Raw genomic sequence first — 16,077 nt, forward strand, 5'->3', positions numbered from 1 at the left:
AATAAGAAAAATAAGAACTTATGTTCGTATTTCTTCTTAATTTTATAAAACATATGTTCCCTTGTCAAGGTAAAAGAATATAATCTTTATAAAGATTTAATAAATAAATTAATTTTCACTTCTCCTTAATTTAACTTGAATATTAATGTTTTTATAGTATAATAACTAAGTACTTTTAAAATAAAATAATAATTTTACATCTCTAAAGAACTCAAAAATTATCCACAGGTTTCAATTTTTAAAGTTATCCACAGTTATTCCTTTAATTTTTTTATCCACAAAATTAAATAAAAAAAGCTCTGTCTAGCTATTAACTAAACAGAACCTTTTATATACTAAATTTTTATACTAAATTAAATACTTCTAACTCTCTATTATCTGCCCCTTCTTTTTGTAATTCTACTAGGGCTTTTAAAGTATCTAAAGAAGTCATAACTCCTATATTTCTTTCTATTGCTGCTCTCCTTATATGAAAACCATCTCTTTTAGAGTCATTAGCTTTAGTTGGAGTATTTACAACTAAATCTATTTCTTTATTCTTTATTAAATCCATAATATTTGGAGAATCCTCTCCTATTCTTCTAACTTCTTTTGCATCTATTCCAGCCTCTCTTAATTCTTTAGCTGTTCCTTTAGTTGCTATAAAGTTATAACCTAGTTTATCTAAATCCTTAGCTAAATCAATAAACTCTTTTTTATCATGTTTCTTAATTGTAGCTAATATTGTCTTTCCTTTATCTCCTGTATACATTGAAGCCCCAACAAATCCTTTATATAAAGCTTCAAAGACATTTCTTCCTACACCTAATACTTCTCCTGTAGACCTCATTTCTGGTCCTAAACTAACTTCAACATTAGGAAGTTTTTGTGTTGAGAATACAGGTACCTTAACTGATACTAAATCAGGTTCCTTATAAACTCCTGTTCCATATCCTAAATCTTTTAACTTTTCCCCAAGCATTACTCTTGTAGCTATATCAACTATAGGAACTCCACTTACTTTTGATATATAAGGTACTGTTCTTGATGCTCTTGGATTAACCTCTATTACATAAAGTTTTCCTTCAAACTCAATAAACTGAATATTTATCATCCCTTTTATTCCTATACTTAAAGCTAATTTTTTAGTATATTCTAAAACATCTGCCTTTATTTTCTCTGAAATATTTTGAGCTGGATACATAGTTATGCTATCTCCTGAATGAACTCCTGCTCTTTCTAAATGTTCCATTATTCCTGGAACTAAAACATCTTCTCCATCAGATATTGCATCAACTTCTATTTCTCTACCCATTAAATATTTATCTATAAGTATTGGATTTTTAGAGTCTTTTTCAAAGGCATTTGTTAAGTAATATGTTAGTTCCTCTTCATCATGAGTTATCTCCATACCTTGACCACCTAATACAAAGGAAGGTCTAACTAATATTGGGAAACCTAGTCTTCTAGCTTCTTCTAAGCCTTCCTCTAAGCTCCAAACTCCTTTTCCTTTAGGTCTAGCTATATTAAGTCTTTCTAATAAGTCATCAAATTTTTCTCTATCTTCTGCTAAATCTATTTGGTCTGAAGTTGTACCTAAAGTTGGAATATTCTTCTCCTTTAAGAACTTAGCAAGTTTAATAGCTGTTTGTCCTCCAAATTGAAGTATAACGCCATTAGGTTTTTCCTTATCTATTATATTTAATACATCCTCTTCAGTTAAAGGTTCAAAATATAGTTTATCTGAAATACTAAAGTCTGTACTTACAGTCTCTGGATTGTTATTTATAACTATTGTTTCAATACCCTGTCTTCTAAGTGCCATTACACAATGAACTGAAGCATAATCAAATTCAATACCTTGACCTATTCTTATTGGTCCTGAACCTATAACTATAACCTTCTTATTATTTGAAACTGTTACCTCATCATATTGCTCATAAGTTGAATAATAGTATGGTGATAATGCTTCAAATTCTCCTCCACAAGTATCAACCATCTTATATGCAGGTTTTATATGCCATATATCTCTTAATCTATATATTTCATCTGGAGAAACCTTAAGCATATTAGCTATAGCTTTATCTGAAAATCCTCTTCTCTTTAATTTTAATAACCACTCTCTATTTAATTCATCTATTGTACTTTGCTTAAGCTTTTGTTCTTCTTCAACTAGCCATCTAAATTTCTCTAAGAAGAATATATCTATACCTGTTATTTTTGAAACCATATCTATTCTATATCCTCTTCTTAGCATTTCAGCTAAAGCAAATATTCTCTCATCATCTGGAGAAACTACCCTTTCTCTTAACTCATACATTGAAAGATTTTTAAATTTTTTATGCTCTAAGGAATACTTACCTATTTCTAATGACCTTATACCTTTTAAAAAGGCAGCTTCAAAATTACTACCTATAGCCATTATTTCTCCTGTTGCCATCATTTTAGTTCCTAAAGCCCTATCTGCCCCTTGAAATTTATCAAAAGGCCACTTTGGAATTTTTACAACTACATAATCTAATGATGGTTCGAAACAGGCATATGTCATTCCTGTTACTGCATTTTTTATTTCATCTAGTCCATATCCTAAAGCAATCTTTGCTGCAACCTTAGCTATAGGGTAACCTGTTGCTTTAGAAGCTAAAGCTGAGGACCTAGAAACTCTTGGATTAATTTCTATTACTGCATATTCAAAGGAATGTGGATTTAAAGCAAACTGCACATTACATCCACCCTCAATACCAACAGCATTTATTATATCTATTGAAGCACTTCTAAGCATTTGATACTCTTTATCTGATAAAGTTTGACTTGGTGCTACAACTATTGAATCACCTGTATGTATTCCTACAGGGTCAATATTTTCCATGTTACAAACAGTTATACAATTTCCAAAGGAATCTCTCATTACTTCATATTCAATCTCTTTCCATCCCTTTACACTTTTTTCTAAAAGAACCTGCCCAATGGTACTTAACTGTAGTCCTGAAGTTAATGTTTCTATTAACTCCTCTTCATTATTAGCTATTCCTCCACCAGTTCCTCCAAGAGTATATGCTGGTCTAACTATTACTGGATAGCCTATCATTCTAGCAAAAGCAATTCCAGAATCTAAATCTGTTATTATTTCACTTTGAATAACAGGTTGATTGATTCTATTCATCATATTTCTGAATAATTCTCTATCTTCTCCTTCTTTAATAGACTCTATGGAAGTACCTATTACCTTAACATTATATTTATTTAAAATTCCTTTTTCATAAAGTTCAACAGCAAGATTTAATCCTGTTTGACCACCCATTCCAGCTAAAAGAGAATCTGGTCTTTCTTTTTCTATTACCTTCTCTAAAAATTCAACAGTTAATGGTTCAAGATATACCTTATCTGCAATTTCTTTATCTGTCATTATTGTAGCTGGATTTGAGTTTACAAGTACAACTTCAATACCCTCTTCCTTAAGTGCTTGACAGGCTTGTGTTCCTGAATAATCAAACTCCGCTGCTTGTCCTATTATTATAGGACCTGAACCTATTACTAAAACTTTTTTAATCTCTCTATTTAATGGCATATTACTTCCTCCTTATAATGCATACTTCATAAACTCATCAAAAATATATTCGCTATCCTTAGGTCCTGGACATGCTTCTGGATGAAATTGTACTGAGAATATAGGTAATTCCTTATGTCTCATTCCTTCTACTGTTCCATCATTCATACTTATATGAGTTATTTCCATATTTTCTGGTAAAGTAGCAACATAGTATCCATGATTTTGTGATGTTATATGAACTCTATTTCTTATTAGGTCTTTAACAGGATGATTACATCCTCTATGTCCAAACTTAAGCTTTTTAGTTTCTCCACCTAGGGTTAAAGCTAATAATTGATGTCCTAAGCAAATTCCAACTATAGGTTTTTTCCCAACTATCTTTCTTATTTCATTTACGGCCTCTTCCATGTCCTCTGGATCTCCAGGTCCATTTGATAGAAATACTAAGTCTGGGTCAATATCTAAAACATCTTCTGCCTTAAAATTGTAAGGAAATACTGTAACATTGCATCCTCTTTTAACAAAATTTCTAATTATATTTTGTTTTATTCCAAAATCTATTACTGCTACATTTTTTCCTTCTCCTAAGATTTCATAAGGCTCCTTAGTAGAAACTATTGAAACAGCATCTTTATTTGAAAAAGCATTTAATTTATCTTTAACATCTTCTAAATTAGAATTATCTAAAACTATAATTCCTTTCATTGTTCCATTGTTTCTTAATATCTTTGTTAAAGCTCTTGTGTCTATTCCATCTAGACCTAAAATTTTATTTTGAGCTAAATATGTTTCAAGTTCTAACTCACATCTAAAATTATTAGGATATTGACACTTTTCTCTAACTATAAATCCACGAACCTTAGGTTCTCTTGATTCTAAGTCTTCTAAGTTTATTCCATAGTTGCCTATTAGAGGATAAGTCATTGTTACTATTTGTCCATAGTAAGAAGGGTCTGTTAAAACCTCTTGATATCCTGTCATTCCTGTGTTGAAAACAACCTCTCCAACACACTCCTTTAAATACCCAAAGGCTTTTCCTTCAAATATTATGCCATTTTCTAATATAAGCTTTGCTTTCATTTTAGACCTCCTATTTAAATTCATTTTAAAAACACACTTTAAAAGGTCTTAATTAATCTTGCCATATTATAATTATTTTTATTAAAAGAAAGAGGTATTAGAGTGATTTCAAAAATAAATCACTCTAATACCTCTTTTTCTCTTTTATATGGAATTGTATTAAAATACAAAGCTAATTCATTATTTAATTTATATTGTTTTTTTGTATAAAAAAAATTGCTATTTAACATGTTTATACCTCTTTCTGGCCTCACGGGACCAATTTAAAGTGTATTTTATCTTTGTTGATAAATTCTTATTATCAATTTTAATTTATTAAATTTATATAGTCAAGTATCTTTAACAAATTTAACAAGTATTAGCAAAATTTTTTTTTGTAAAAAGTTAAGGTGCTAGATGTAAAACACCTAGCACCTTAACTTAATTTCAAACCTATACCTACTTCATTGTCCTATTGAAGCAATTATAATTATTATACATATAAAGCATTTTGTCAATGGAATTCATTGAAATTATATAATTATTTAGACAATTCTATAATTTTATAACGATTACTATTGATTAAAAATCTAATAGAATTCACCTTTATAACTTAAAAAGCATAGTTTAATAATAGATAAAAATTTTATAGGAGATATTTTATGGAAATAATTTATCCAGATGATTTTATTAGATTTTTTAATAAAGAAGAAGAAATTGATGAAGTAGGAGAATTTGAAATTATACCAGATGAAAAAAATATTTTTCCAAATGAATATTTGAAAGAAAGTATCAATTCTTCAATGTTATATAGAAATGATGATGAAGATGATTTTAATAATTCTAATTTAACTAGCACAATAAAGAACATACCTTATTTTATAGAAGATTTACCTTATGCAATAAAAGATGTAGGACATGATTTTATGCATAGTGCTCCTGTAGGATATTTTACTAATATGCTACCTCTTCCTACTAACTGGCAAAGCCCACACTCTCCATCACCTTTAGGTCCACCACCTTCTTATATACCTTCAAAAAAAGATGATGGGGTTAAAAATATAAAGGATTTTAATAATTCTAAAGCTAAAAACATAAGTGATACTTCAATAAAGTTTTGCCAATATCGTTTCACTTATATATGGCAAAATAACGGTAGAAGTTATTGGGCTTACTTAACTAGAGTAGATAAAAAATCTTTATCTGGTTGGAGATGGGCAGGATTTAGATGGGTTTATTTTGGAGTGGACTTAAAAAGGATAGATTCATTTATTTGTTATTAAGATTATAATTATTAAGCTAAAGGAATTTATTAAATAAAAATATTTAATAAATTCCTTTTAACTTTCAGTCATAAAACAAATATTTTTGAATTATATAAGCTTTTATTTTTTAGAAACAAATTTATTATCTTTAATATAAAATCTCCATAAAAAATCTTTAGCTTCCTCTGCATAATCTATACCTATTCTCTTACTTTCAACAATATTTAATTTATCGTAAGTATTTGAATCTTCAATGTAAATTTCATCACTATTTAAGGTGTTTATACCATTTTGATTTTTATCTATACCAAAAGCTTTACATAATTTTGATGGTCCATTAGAAAAATTTTTCTTTTCATAATTATTTAATTCCTCTAGCTTTTTACCATATCTTAAAATGCTCATTTCCTCAATTCCTTCTAAGGGTTCAATTCCTCTTATAAGAACTCCTGCAGCTATATCTTTTTCTTCAGTTATTAAATTAAGACAATAATACATGCCATATATTATGTAAACATATAAAGTTCCAGGAGAACTATATAAAGTTTCTGTTCTATTTGTTCTTTTTCCACCATAAGCATGAGAAGCTTTATCTATAGCACCTATATAAGCTTCTGTTTCAACTATTTTTCCCTTTAAAGTAACTCCATTTATTTTTCTGACTAAAATTTTTCCTAAAAGTTCCTTAGCTACTATTAAAGTATCTCTATTATAAAAATCTTCTCCTAATCTCATAAACACACCTCTATAAAACATATAAATTTATTTTTCCTAAAATAAGAATATTAATTTATGTTTAAAATAAAATATTTTTAAAAAGACACCTAAACTAAAGTTTAAGTGTCTTAAAAACTATCTTATTTGACCATTTCCATAAATTATATATTTATTTGTTGTTAACTCCTTAAGACCCATTGGTCCTCTAGCATGTAATTTTTGAGTACTTATTCCAATTTCAGCTCCAAATCCAAACTCTCCACCATCTGTAAATCTTGTTGATGCATTAACATATACAGCCGCGGCATCAACTCTTTGAAGAAACTTCTCTGAATTAAAATAATTTTTAGTTACTATTGCTTCTGAATGCTTTGTTCCATACTTGTTTATATGTTCAATAGCTTCATCTAAATCTTTAACAACTTTAACTGCAAGAATATAATCTAAATATTCTTTTCCCCAATCCTCATCAGTTGCTAATTTTATATCCTTTACTATATCTTTAGCTTTCTTACAACCTCTTATTTCAACACCTTTTTCTCTTAAAGCTTCTACTGCTAATGGTAAAAATTCCTCTGCAATTTTCTCATTTACCAGAAGCTTTTCAGCAGCATTACATACGGCAGGTCTTGATGTTTTAGCATTTACTATTATGTTTATCCCCATAGCTATGTCAGCTTCATCATCTATGTATATATGACAATTACCTACTCCTGTTTCTATTACTGGAACTGTAGCATTGTTTACTACTGCCTTTATAAGACCTGCTCCTCCTCTTGGAATTAAAACATCTAAATAATCATTTAGTTTCATAAAATCTGTTGCAGTTTCTCTTGAAGTATCTTCTAATATCTGAACTGCTCCCTCTGGAAGCCCTGCTTCCTTTAAGGCATCACTAATAATTTCTACTATTTTTAAATTAGAATTTATAGCTTCACTACCACCTCTTAAGATAACAGCATTACCTGTTTTTAAACATAAAGAAGCGGCATCAGCTGTTACATTAGGTCTTGCTTCATATATTATTCCTACAACTCCTAAAGGGACTCTTTGAACACCTATTCTAAGTCCATTTGGTCTTTTAAACATAGATGTAACTTCTCCTATTGGGTCATCTAATTTAACCACATCTGCTACAGCCTTTGCTATTGATTTAACTCTCTCTTCATCTAATTTTAATCTATCTAACATAACATTAGATGTTCCTTTTTCTAAGGCTCTTTCTATATCCTTTTTATTTTCTTCTAATATCTCATCACATCTTTTTACTAAAGCTTCGCTTATTTTTAATAAGCCATTATTTTTTTCATCAGTAGATGCAAAAGAAAGTTCATAAGAAGCTTCTTTTGCTTTTTTTCCCTTTACAATAAGCTCATTATTCATTTTTACTTATTCTCCCTTCTTAGCTACAAACATAGTTCCTATATCCTCGCCGTTTAATATGTCAATTAATATCTCAGGATTTTCTCCATTTGCTAAAACCATATTTATTCCATTGCTAGTTGCAACCTTAGCTGCTGAAAGCTTAGTTACCATTCCACCTGTTCCTCTATTACTTCCAGCTCCACCTGCACATTCTTCTATTTCAGGAGTTATTTCATAAACTTCCTTAAGCATCTTACTGTCTTTATTCTCTCTTGGGTCTGAATCATAAAAACCATCTATATCAGATAATATTATTAAAGTATCTGCATCTACTAAAGTAGAAACTATAGCTGAAAGATTATCATTATCTCCAAAGTTTAATATATTTTCTATTTCATCTATTGATATAGCATCATTTTCATTAACTATAGGTATTATTCCCTTCTCTAAAAGAGTATTAAATGTATTACAAACATTATTTTTCATTCTTTCATTTTCTAAAACATCTCTAGTTAAAAGAACTTGTGCTACAACGTGGCTATATTCTCCAAAAAATTTATTATATATATGCATTAAAGCACATTGTCCAACGGCTGCAACAGCTTGTTTTTCTCTTATAGTTTCTGGTTTTTTATCAAGTCTAAGCTTTCCAACTCCAACTCCAATAGCACCCGATGAAACAAGAACAACTTCCTTACCCATATTACATATATCTGAAATTACTCTAGATAATTTTTCTATTCTCATTAAATTAATGCTTCCATTTTCATAAGTTAATGTAGAAGTTCCTACCTTAACAACTATTCTTTTACTCTCTTTTAAAGATTTTCTCATTTGTAGGTTTCCCCCTTTTTAAAAAAAATTATTTTTTCCATTTAATCATAAATATATTATATTCTAATACTTTAAATCATGAAACTGTTCATTTTTTAATTTATAACGGAAATGAACTAATTATATAAATTTATTCCTCTTATTTTCCTTTATTTATAGCTTTTAATTGTATCTTTTTTACCATCTTAGCATTTAAAACCGTTGGAGAAACTTTAGATAAAAAAATCAAAATCTTATTCATAAAGCCAGGAATACATATTGCTCTATTCTTCATTAAAGCTTTATATCCACTATATGCAACATCTTTTGCACTCATTGCAACATTTAAATCTTCTTTCCCTGCTCTTTTAGAAAAATTTGTTTTTGTTGCTCCAGGGCATAAAGTTACAATATCAATTCCCTTTTCTTTAACCTCTTCCCTAAGGGCTTCTGAAAAAGATAATACATAAGCCTTACTTGCATAATATACCGAAATTAAAGGACCTGGTTGATAAGAACCTGTAGAGGCAACATTTAATATTTTCCCCTCTTTTCTTAAAACCATATCCTTTAATATAAGTTTAGTTAATTTAGTTAAAGCTATAATATTTACATTTATTATGTCTAATTGTTTATCCCAACTTAAATCATTAAACTCTCCATTTAAACCAATTCCTGCATTATTTATTAATATATTAACTTCTCCAATCTTCTCTTTAATATCTTTATATAAAAAATCTATATTTAAGTCCTTACTTAAATCTAATTTATATATGTAAACACTTCCATTTTTATCTTGTGAAAACTTTTCTAATTCCTTTAAACTTTCTAAATTTCTTCCTACTAATATAGCATCATAGCCTTCTTCTATGAATATCTTTGAAAATTCATATCCTATTCCACTAGTAGCACCTGTTATTAAAACTCTTTTTCTCAATTAACTTTCCCCCATTAAAATAAATTCTTAATAAAATATTTATTATTTTTTTTAATAATCTGTCAATACTTTTTCTGTAAACCTTTGTTTAAAAAACTTTATTAAACGTTTAACATATGATATAATAACATTTGCATCTTACAAAGATGTGGGAGGGTGAGGGAGCTATTTTTGAAAAGGAGAAAGGATGAATAACTTTTTTAAACTTAAAGAACATGACACAAATATAAGAACAGAATTACTTGCTGGTCTTACCTCATTTTTTGCTGCAGTTTATATAATTGTAGTAAATGCTAGCATACTTAGTGATGGCGGTGTTGCTAAAACACCACTTATAATAGCTACAGTATTAGCCTCATTAATAGGCTGTGTCCTAGTAGCACTTTTAAGTAATGCTCCTCTTATTATAATGCCTGGTATGGGTATAAATGCACTATTTACCTACACTATAGTAAATACAATGGGCCTTTCATTTCAACAGGCTTTAGCTGCAGTTATCGTAGCTGGAATTTTATTCGTTGTGGTAGCGGTTACACCCCTAGCAGATATTTTAACTAATTCTATACCAACTTCTTTAAAAGAAGCCATAACAGTTGGAATTGGTATTTTTATTACTTTCTTAGGATTACAAAAAGCTGGATTAATAGTAGGAGATGCTTCAACCCTTGTAAAGCTAGGTGATATTGGCTCAAAAGAAGTTATAGTATTCTTTATAACAATGATATTAATGCTAGTTTTATTTATAAAAAATGTACCAGGTTCCTTCTTAATAGGAATTTTATCAGGAACAGTTATCTCTATACTTTTTGGTGTTACAGATTTATCAAGCTTAAAATTTTCGCTACCAAACTTTAGTGAATACAAAGAAGTATTCTTATCAGCTGATTTTAGTGGAATTGCTTCAGTATCTTTTTGGATTGCAACATTCTCACTTACTTTAGTTTTAGTATTTGAAAATATAGGCTTACTTCATGGACAAATAGATGGTATGTTAAAACAACCAAGCAAAAGACAAAGAGCTCTTAATGCTGTTGCTTTTAGTACTATAATTTGTGGTATATGTGGTACTAGTCCTTCTGTTTCAACAGTAGAAGGAAGTGCTGGAATAGCAGCTGGTGGTAAAACAGGTTTAACTTCTATATTTGCAGGATTTTTATTCTTAATATCAATCTTCTTTATACCTTTTATATCACTTATACCAAATTCAGCTATTGCTCCAGTATTAATAATAATAGGTGGTTTAATGATTCAAAATATAGTTTCAATAGACTTTAAAGACTTTACTGAATCATTCCCAGCATTTATTACTTTATCTATAATACCTTTAACTTTTAGTATAGTAGATGGTATTGCCTTTGGATTTATAGCTTATCCTATTTGTAAGTTAGCAACAAAGAAGTATAAAGACGTATCTATCCCTATGTACGTTATATCAGCAATCTTTTTAATATATTTTATACTTCACGCTACACAGGTATAGCTTTAAATTATAAATTAAACTCCCGTATTTTTATACGGGAGTTTTTTGTTAAATTACAATCTATATTTTTTTATTCTTTAAAAAATATCTTCATATCCTCTTCCACACTTGTAATTCCTGCAATTCCAAAGTTTTTAACTAATATATTAGTTATATTTGATGATAAAAATGCAGGTATAGTAGGTCCTAAATGAATATTTTTAACTCCTAAATATAGTAAAGATAATAAAACTATAACAGCCTTTTGTTCATACCAAGCTATATTGTAACTTATTGGCAATTTATTTATACTATCTAAACCAAACTCCTCTGCAAGTTTTAAAGCTATCATAACTAAAGAATAAGAATCATTACACTGACCAGCATCTAAAACTCTTGGAATACCATTAATATCTCCAAGGGGTAATTTATTATATCTATATTTAGCACATCCAGCTGTTAATATAACAGTATCCTTTGGTAACTTTTCAGCAAATTCTCTATAATAATCTCTTGATTTACTTCTTCCATCACAACCTGCCATAACAAAGAATTTTTTTATCTCTCCCTCTTTAACTGCTTTAACAACTTTATCAATTAAAAATTTTACTTGATTATGAGCAAAACCGCCTATTATTTCTCCACTTTCAATTTCTTCTGGCTCCTTACAAGTTCTTGCTAAATCTATTATTTGAGAAAAATTTTTATATCCATTTTCATCAGCTTCTATATGGCTACATCCTTCATATCCAACAGCACCTGTTGTAAATATTCTATCTTTATATGAATCCTTAACTTTTATTATACAATTTGTTGTCATTAATATTGGACCATTAAAAGATTCAAATTCCTTATTTTGTAGCCACCATGCATTACCATAGTTTCCTACAAAATGAGAATACTTTTTAAACTTTGGATAGTAATGTCCTGGTAACATTTCACCATGAGTATAAACATCTATACCTGTTCCTTCTGTTTGTTCTAATAACATTTCTAAATCCTTTAAATCGTGTCCTGATATAAGTATTCCTTTATTTTTTCTTACTCCTATATTAACCTTTGTCATTTCAGGATGACCATAAGATAAGGTGTTAGCTTCATCTAATAATTTCATTCCTAAAACTCCAAACTCTCCTGTTTTTAATGATAAATTTATCAATTCTTCTAAACTTAAAGAATCATCTAAAGTCTTAACCAAAGTTTCTGAAATAAATTCATGAATTTCCTCTTTATCATGTCCTAAATTCATAGCATGTTCAACATAAGCTGCTAATCCCTTTAAGCCATACATTATAAGTTCTCTTAAACTTCTTATATCTTCATTTTCAGTAGATAAAACACCTACCTGTGAAGCTTTTTTCATCATATCCTCACTATTTTTAAAATTCCAAGTTGCACATTCTTTAAAATTCTCTCCCTTTGAATTTCCACCTTTAAGCTCTATTTTTCTCCTTAAATCCTCTCTTAAATTTAAAGTATTTTTAACTTTTTCTTCTATTGCTTTAAAGTCAAAATTAGCATTAGTAATAGTTATAAACAAATTGTCTATTATAACTCTATTTAAAGCTTTATCTAATACTCCTATTTTTCTACCTTCATTTATAACAGTAGCTAAACCTTTAGTTACAAAAATTAAAAGGTCTTGTATTTTTGCAACTTCTTCATTTTTTCCACAAACTCCAACTACAGTACAGCCACTACATCCTGCTGTTTCTTGACATTGAAAACAAAACATGCTCACTTTTATCCCTCCAATAAAACAATTCATAAATTAATTTATTTTAAATAAGCTAAATTCCTCATATTTAAAATTATATATGGTTAAATTATCTAATTCCGTAACCTAAGTTACCTATATAAAAAATTATTTATTATTCAAATTTTATGTATATTACTCTGCTTTTATTGAATATTTATACAAAATTCATTATTTTTATGCAGTTTTTCATTGATTTTATGCATTTTCTTGTGTATAATAATTTTTGTACTAATTGATTTATTTATTAAAAGGGGGACTAAAATTGAAAGGAAAATATAAGTCGTCGGATTTACTAAAGTTTATAATCCCATCTTTATTAGGTGTAATTTTATTTATGATTCCTATAAATGATGGTGGAAATATAACAATACCAATTGCATTTTTTACAACTAAATTAAAAGAAGTTATAGGTGATTATCTACCTTTATTATCAACTATAGTTATAGTGATAGCTTCTTTATTAACATTGTTAGCTAAAATAATTAAACCTAAATTTATAATAGAAAATGGTTTTTTAAATTCCTTATTAAACGTTAATTGGATTTGGACAATCATAAGAGTATTAGGTGGTTTATTTATAATATCAGCATTTACAGGGGTAGGTCCTGAAATAATAAAGTCAGATTTAACAGGAACTTTTATATTAAATGATTTACTACCAACACTTATTGTAGTATTTTTCTTTGCTGGATTATTCTTACCTCTTCTTTTAAACTTTGGTTTATTAGAATTTTTTGGTTCTCTATTAACAAAAATAATGAGACCATTATTTAAACTACCTGGTCGTTCATCAATAGATTGTATGACTTCTTGGTTAGGAGATGGAACAATTGGAGTACTTCTTACTTCAAAACAATATGAAGAAGGTTTTTATACAAAAAGAGAAGCTTGTATAGTTAGTACAATGTTCTCAGTTGTTTCAATAACTTTTAGCTTTGTTGTTTTATCACAAGTTGGACTTGAAAATATGTTTATTCCATTTTATTTAACTGTTACTTTTGCAGGAATAGTTGCTGCTATAATATTACCAAGAATTTGGCCACTTAGTAAAAAGCCTGATACTTATTTCAATAATGAAACGCCAAAAAATGTAGAGGATGTTCCAGAAGGATTTACTCCTTTTACTTATGGAGTTTACAAAGCAGTAGAAAAAGCTAAAAATGAAAGTAGCTTAAAAAAATTCTTTTCAGATGGAATTAAAAACGTACTTGAAATGTGGATAGGTGTTCTGCCTGTAGTTATGGCAATGGGTACATTAGCTCTTATGATTGCTGAATATACACCTATATTCCAATGGCTTGGTATTCCTTTTATTCCTATATTTAAAATTTTAGGAATTCCAGAAGCTGCTGCTGCTTCTCAAACTGTTATAGTTGGTTTTGCAGATATGTTCTTACCATCTGTTGTAGCTTCAAAGCTTATAGTAAGTGATATGACTAAATTTGTAGTTGCTTGTGTTTCAGTAACTCAACTTATATATTTATCAGAGGTTGGAAGTGTTATTTTAGGTTCAAAAATACCACTAAACTTAAGAGAATTATTTATAATTTTCTTAATGAGAACATTGGTAACTTTACCTGTTATAGCAATAATTGCACACATCCTCTTCTAATAAAAAAGAGATTGTTTAAAACAATCTCTTTTTTATTATCTTGGATTTTTTACACTTAAGGTCTTAACTTCCTTTGGTGTTATTAAAAATCCAATTATAAAATTATTATAATCAGGCTTTACCTCTCCCACCTTAAGACCTACATATACTTTATATTCAGCTTCACAATAATTATCCTGACTATATTTATAAATTTCTAAAACTTCTGCTTCCTTCAAACAATAATTTATATCATTTTTATATACTTTTAAAATTTCTTCTTTAATTTTTGGATTTAAAAGTGTTAATATAACTTCATTTATTAATGGGTCTCTATCATCTAATATACTTTCTTCCTCATAAACTTCATCTTTATTAACTTCATCTCTATTTTTATAATATTTTTCAACTAAACCATAATTCTCAGAAACATTAAATTCTTCATAAATTGAAATAAATCTAACTATTATCTCAGACTTTAATAAATCTTTATTTTTATTTATAAAATATTTATCTCCATAAATTATAGCTGATACTGCTAAGTTTAATTCTTTTCTAAATATTTCATTTCTTTTTTTAGCTTCCTCTATGCCTTTATTTCCGTCAACATATACATATATTTTTAAAACAAACTTATTATCTACTCTCTTCCATTGCCCAAAAACCTCATCTCTAGAATAAAAGTTTATTTTATCATATGCATAAGCTAAGGCTACTGTAAGAAATAATTCTCCAGTATTATCATTGTGAGTTAAAGTATATTTTCTTCCTTCTACAACAGTCCCCTCTCTTGAAACTCCATTTCTAAAATCGACCTCTAGCATATTATAATCAAACAAAATAAACACCTCAAAATCGTAATATTAATTATTAATTATATGAAATTTAAATTATTTATATAACTAAGCTAATGAAAAAATTATATGATATTGATAAAATATATATGAGAATAATTATTATTGGAGGATTTTTATGGCTATGACAGAAAAAGAAAAAATGATAGCAGGACTTCCTTATAATCCTGCTGACCCTCAGTTAACTAAAGATAGAATTAAATCTAGAATTTTATTTCAAAAATTTAATAACTTAAATTTACCTGATAATGAAGAAGATGCTAATAAAGTTTTTGAAGAAAGAAGCAATATATTGAAAAATCTTTTAGGTTCAACTGGAGAAAGCATTTATATAGAACCTAATTTTAAATGTGATTATGGTTATAATATTTCAGTTGGAAATAATTTTTATGCAAATTTTGATTGCATAATGCTAGATATTTGTAAAATCACCATAGGTGAAAACTGCTTTTTAGCCCCTGGTGTTCACATTTATACTGCTACTCACCCAATCGACCCAATAGAAAGATTAAATTATGAATTTGGAAAGCCTGTAACTATAGGCAATAATGTTTGGATTGGTGGACATTCAACAATAAATCCTGGAGTAAATATAGGAAATAATGTAGTTGTAGCTTCGGGTTCTGTTGTTACTAAGGATATTCCTAATAATGTAGTTGTAGGTGGAAACCCAGCAAAAATAATAAAAACAATTAAGACAGAATAATAATTATTTTATAAATAGGAAAT

General features: G+C 28.2%; 12 protein-coding genes. 4 read left to right on the forward strand and 8 right to left on the reverse strand.

The features are described 5' to 3' along the window. Positions 1-343: 343 nt before the first annotated feature. Both carB and AC4FRL_RS10010 read right to left on the reverse strand, forming a co-directional pair. On the reverse strand, positions 344-3,547 hold the full coding sequence (gene carB / locus AC4FRL_RS10005) for a carbamoyl-phosphate synthase large subunit (protein ID WP_491140060.1): 3,204 nt from the start codon (positions 3,545-3,547) through the stop codon (positions 344-346). A gap of 12 nt (positions 3,548-3,559) precedes the next feature. Further along, a complete protein-coding gene (locus tag AC4FRL_RS10010; protein ID WP_491140061.1) occupies positions 3,560-4,609 on the reverse strand; it encodes a carbamoyl phosphate synthase small subunit in 1,050 nt (349 codons plus the stop codon). A gap of 641 nt (positions 4,610-5,250) precedes the next feature. Here AC4FRL_RS10010 and AC4FRL_RS10015 point away from each other — a divergent pair. Next, positions 5,251-5,871 carry a hypothetical protein gene (locus AC4FRL_RS10015; RefSeq protein WP_491140063.1) on the forward strand — a complete coding sequence of 207 codons (621 nt, stop codon included), beginning with the start codon at positions 5,251-5,253 and terminating at the stop codon, positions 5,869-5,871. Positions 5,872-5,973: 102 nt separating this feature from the next. Here the strand turns inward: AC4FRL_RS10015 and AC4FRL_RS10020 are convergent, their stop codons facing one another. The 4 genes from AC4FRL_RS10020 to AC4FRL_RS10035 all read right to left on the reverse strand — a co-directional run bounded on the left by AC4FRL_RS10020 (position 5,974) and on the right by AC4FRL_RS10035 (position 9,685). Beyond that, positions 5,974-6,588 (reverse strand): DNA-3-methyladenine glycosylase, encoded by a 615-nt coding sequence (locus tag AC4FRL_RS10020; protein ID WP_491140065.1) that lies wholly within the window; start codon positions 6,586-6,588, stop codon positions 5,974-5,976. Between the two features lie 117 nt (positions 6,589-6,705). After that, the gene (locus tag AC4FRL_RS10025) at positions 6,706-7,953 is read right to left on the reverse strand and encodes a glutamate-5-semialdehyde dehydrogenase (protein WP_491140067.1); all 1,248 of its coding nucleotides are present in this window, start codon (positions 7,951-7,953) and stop codon (positions 6,706-6,708) included. Between the two features lie 6 nt (positions 7,954-7,959). Beyond that, positions 7,960-8,769, reverse strand: coding sequence for a glutamate 5-kinase (gene proB / locus AC4FRL_RS10030; protein WP_491140069.1), 810 nt, complete (start codon positions 8,767-8,769; stop codon positions 7,960-7,962). A gap of 139 nt (positions 8,770-8,908) precedes the next feature. Next, on the reverse strand, positions 8,909-9,685 hold the full coding sequence (locus AC4FRL_RS10035; protein WP_491140071.1) for an SDR family NAD(P)-dependent oxidoreductase: 777 nt from the start codon (positions 9,683-9,685) through the stop codon (positions 8,909-8,911). A 187-nt stretch (positions 9,686-9,872) separates the two neighbouring features. Here AC4FRL_RS10035 and AC4FRL_RS10040 point away from each other — a divergent pair, with 187 nt between their 5' ends. Continuing rightward, positions 9,873-11,165, forward strand: a complete 1,293-nt coding sequence (locus AC4FRL_RS10040; RefSeq protein ID WP_491140072.1) for an NCS2 family permease — start codon at positions 9,873-9,875, stop codon at positions 11,163-11,165. Positions 11,166-11,235: 70 nt separating this feature from the next. On the opposite strand, the gene hcp is transcribed toward AC4FRL_RS10040, so the two are convergent. Continuing rightward, positions 11,236-12,885 (reverse strand): hydroxylamine reductase, encoded by a 1,650-nt coding sequence (gene hcp / locus AC4FRL_RS10045; protein WP_491140073.1) that lies wholly within the window; start codon positions 12,883-12,885, stop codon positions 11,236-11,238. Positions 12,886-13,165: 280 nt separating this feature from the next. Between hcp and AC4FRL_RS10050 the strand changes: the two genes are divergently transcribed. Further along, on the forward strand, positions 13,166-14,515 hold the full coding sequence (locus tag AC4FRL_RS10050) for a YjiH family protein (protein ID WP_491140074.1): 1,350 nt from the start codon (positions 13,166-13,168) through the stop codon (positions 14,513-14,515). Between the two features lie 35 nt (positions 14,516-14,550). Here AC4FRL_RS10050 and AC4FRL_RS10055 read toward each other — a convergent pair whose 3' ends face one another. Further along, entirely contained in the window at positions 14,551-15,333 is a 783-nt protein-coding gene (locus AC4FRL_RS10055; RefSeq protein WP_491140075.1) for a staygreen family protein, read from the reverse strand. A 133-nt stretch (positions 15,334-15,466) separates the two neighbouring features. Here AC4FRL_RS10055 and AC4FRL_RS10060 point away from each other — a divergent pair, with 133 nt between their 5' ends. After that, on the forward strand, positions 15,467-16,054 hold the full coding sequence (locus AC4FRL_RS10060) for a sugar O-acetyltransferase (protein ID WP_491140076.1): 588 nt from the start codon (positions 15,467-15,469) through the stop codon (positions 16,052-16,054). The last annotated feature ends 23 nt before the right edge of the window (positions 16,055-16,077 follow it).

The sequence above is a fragment of the Clostridium sp. TJA032 genome (genome assembly GCF_058310275.1).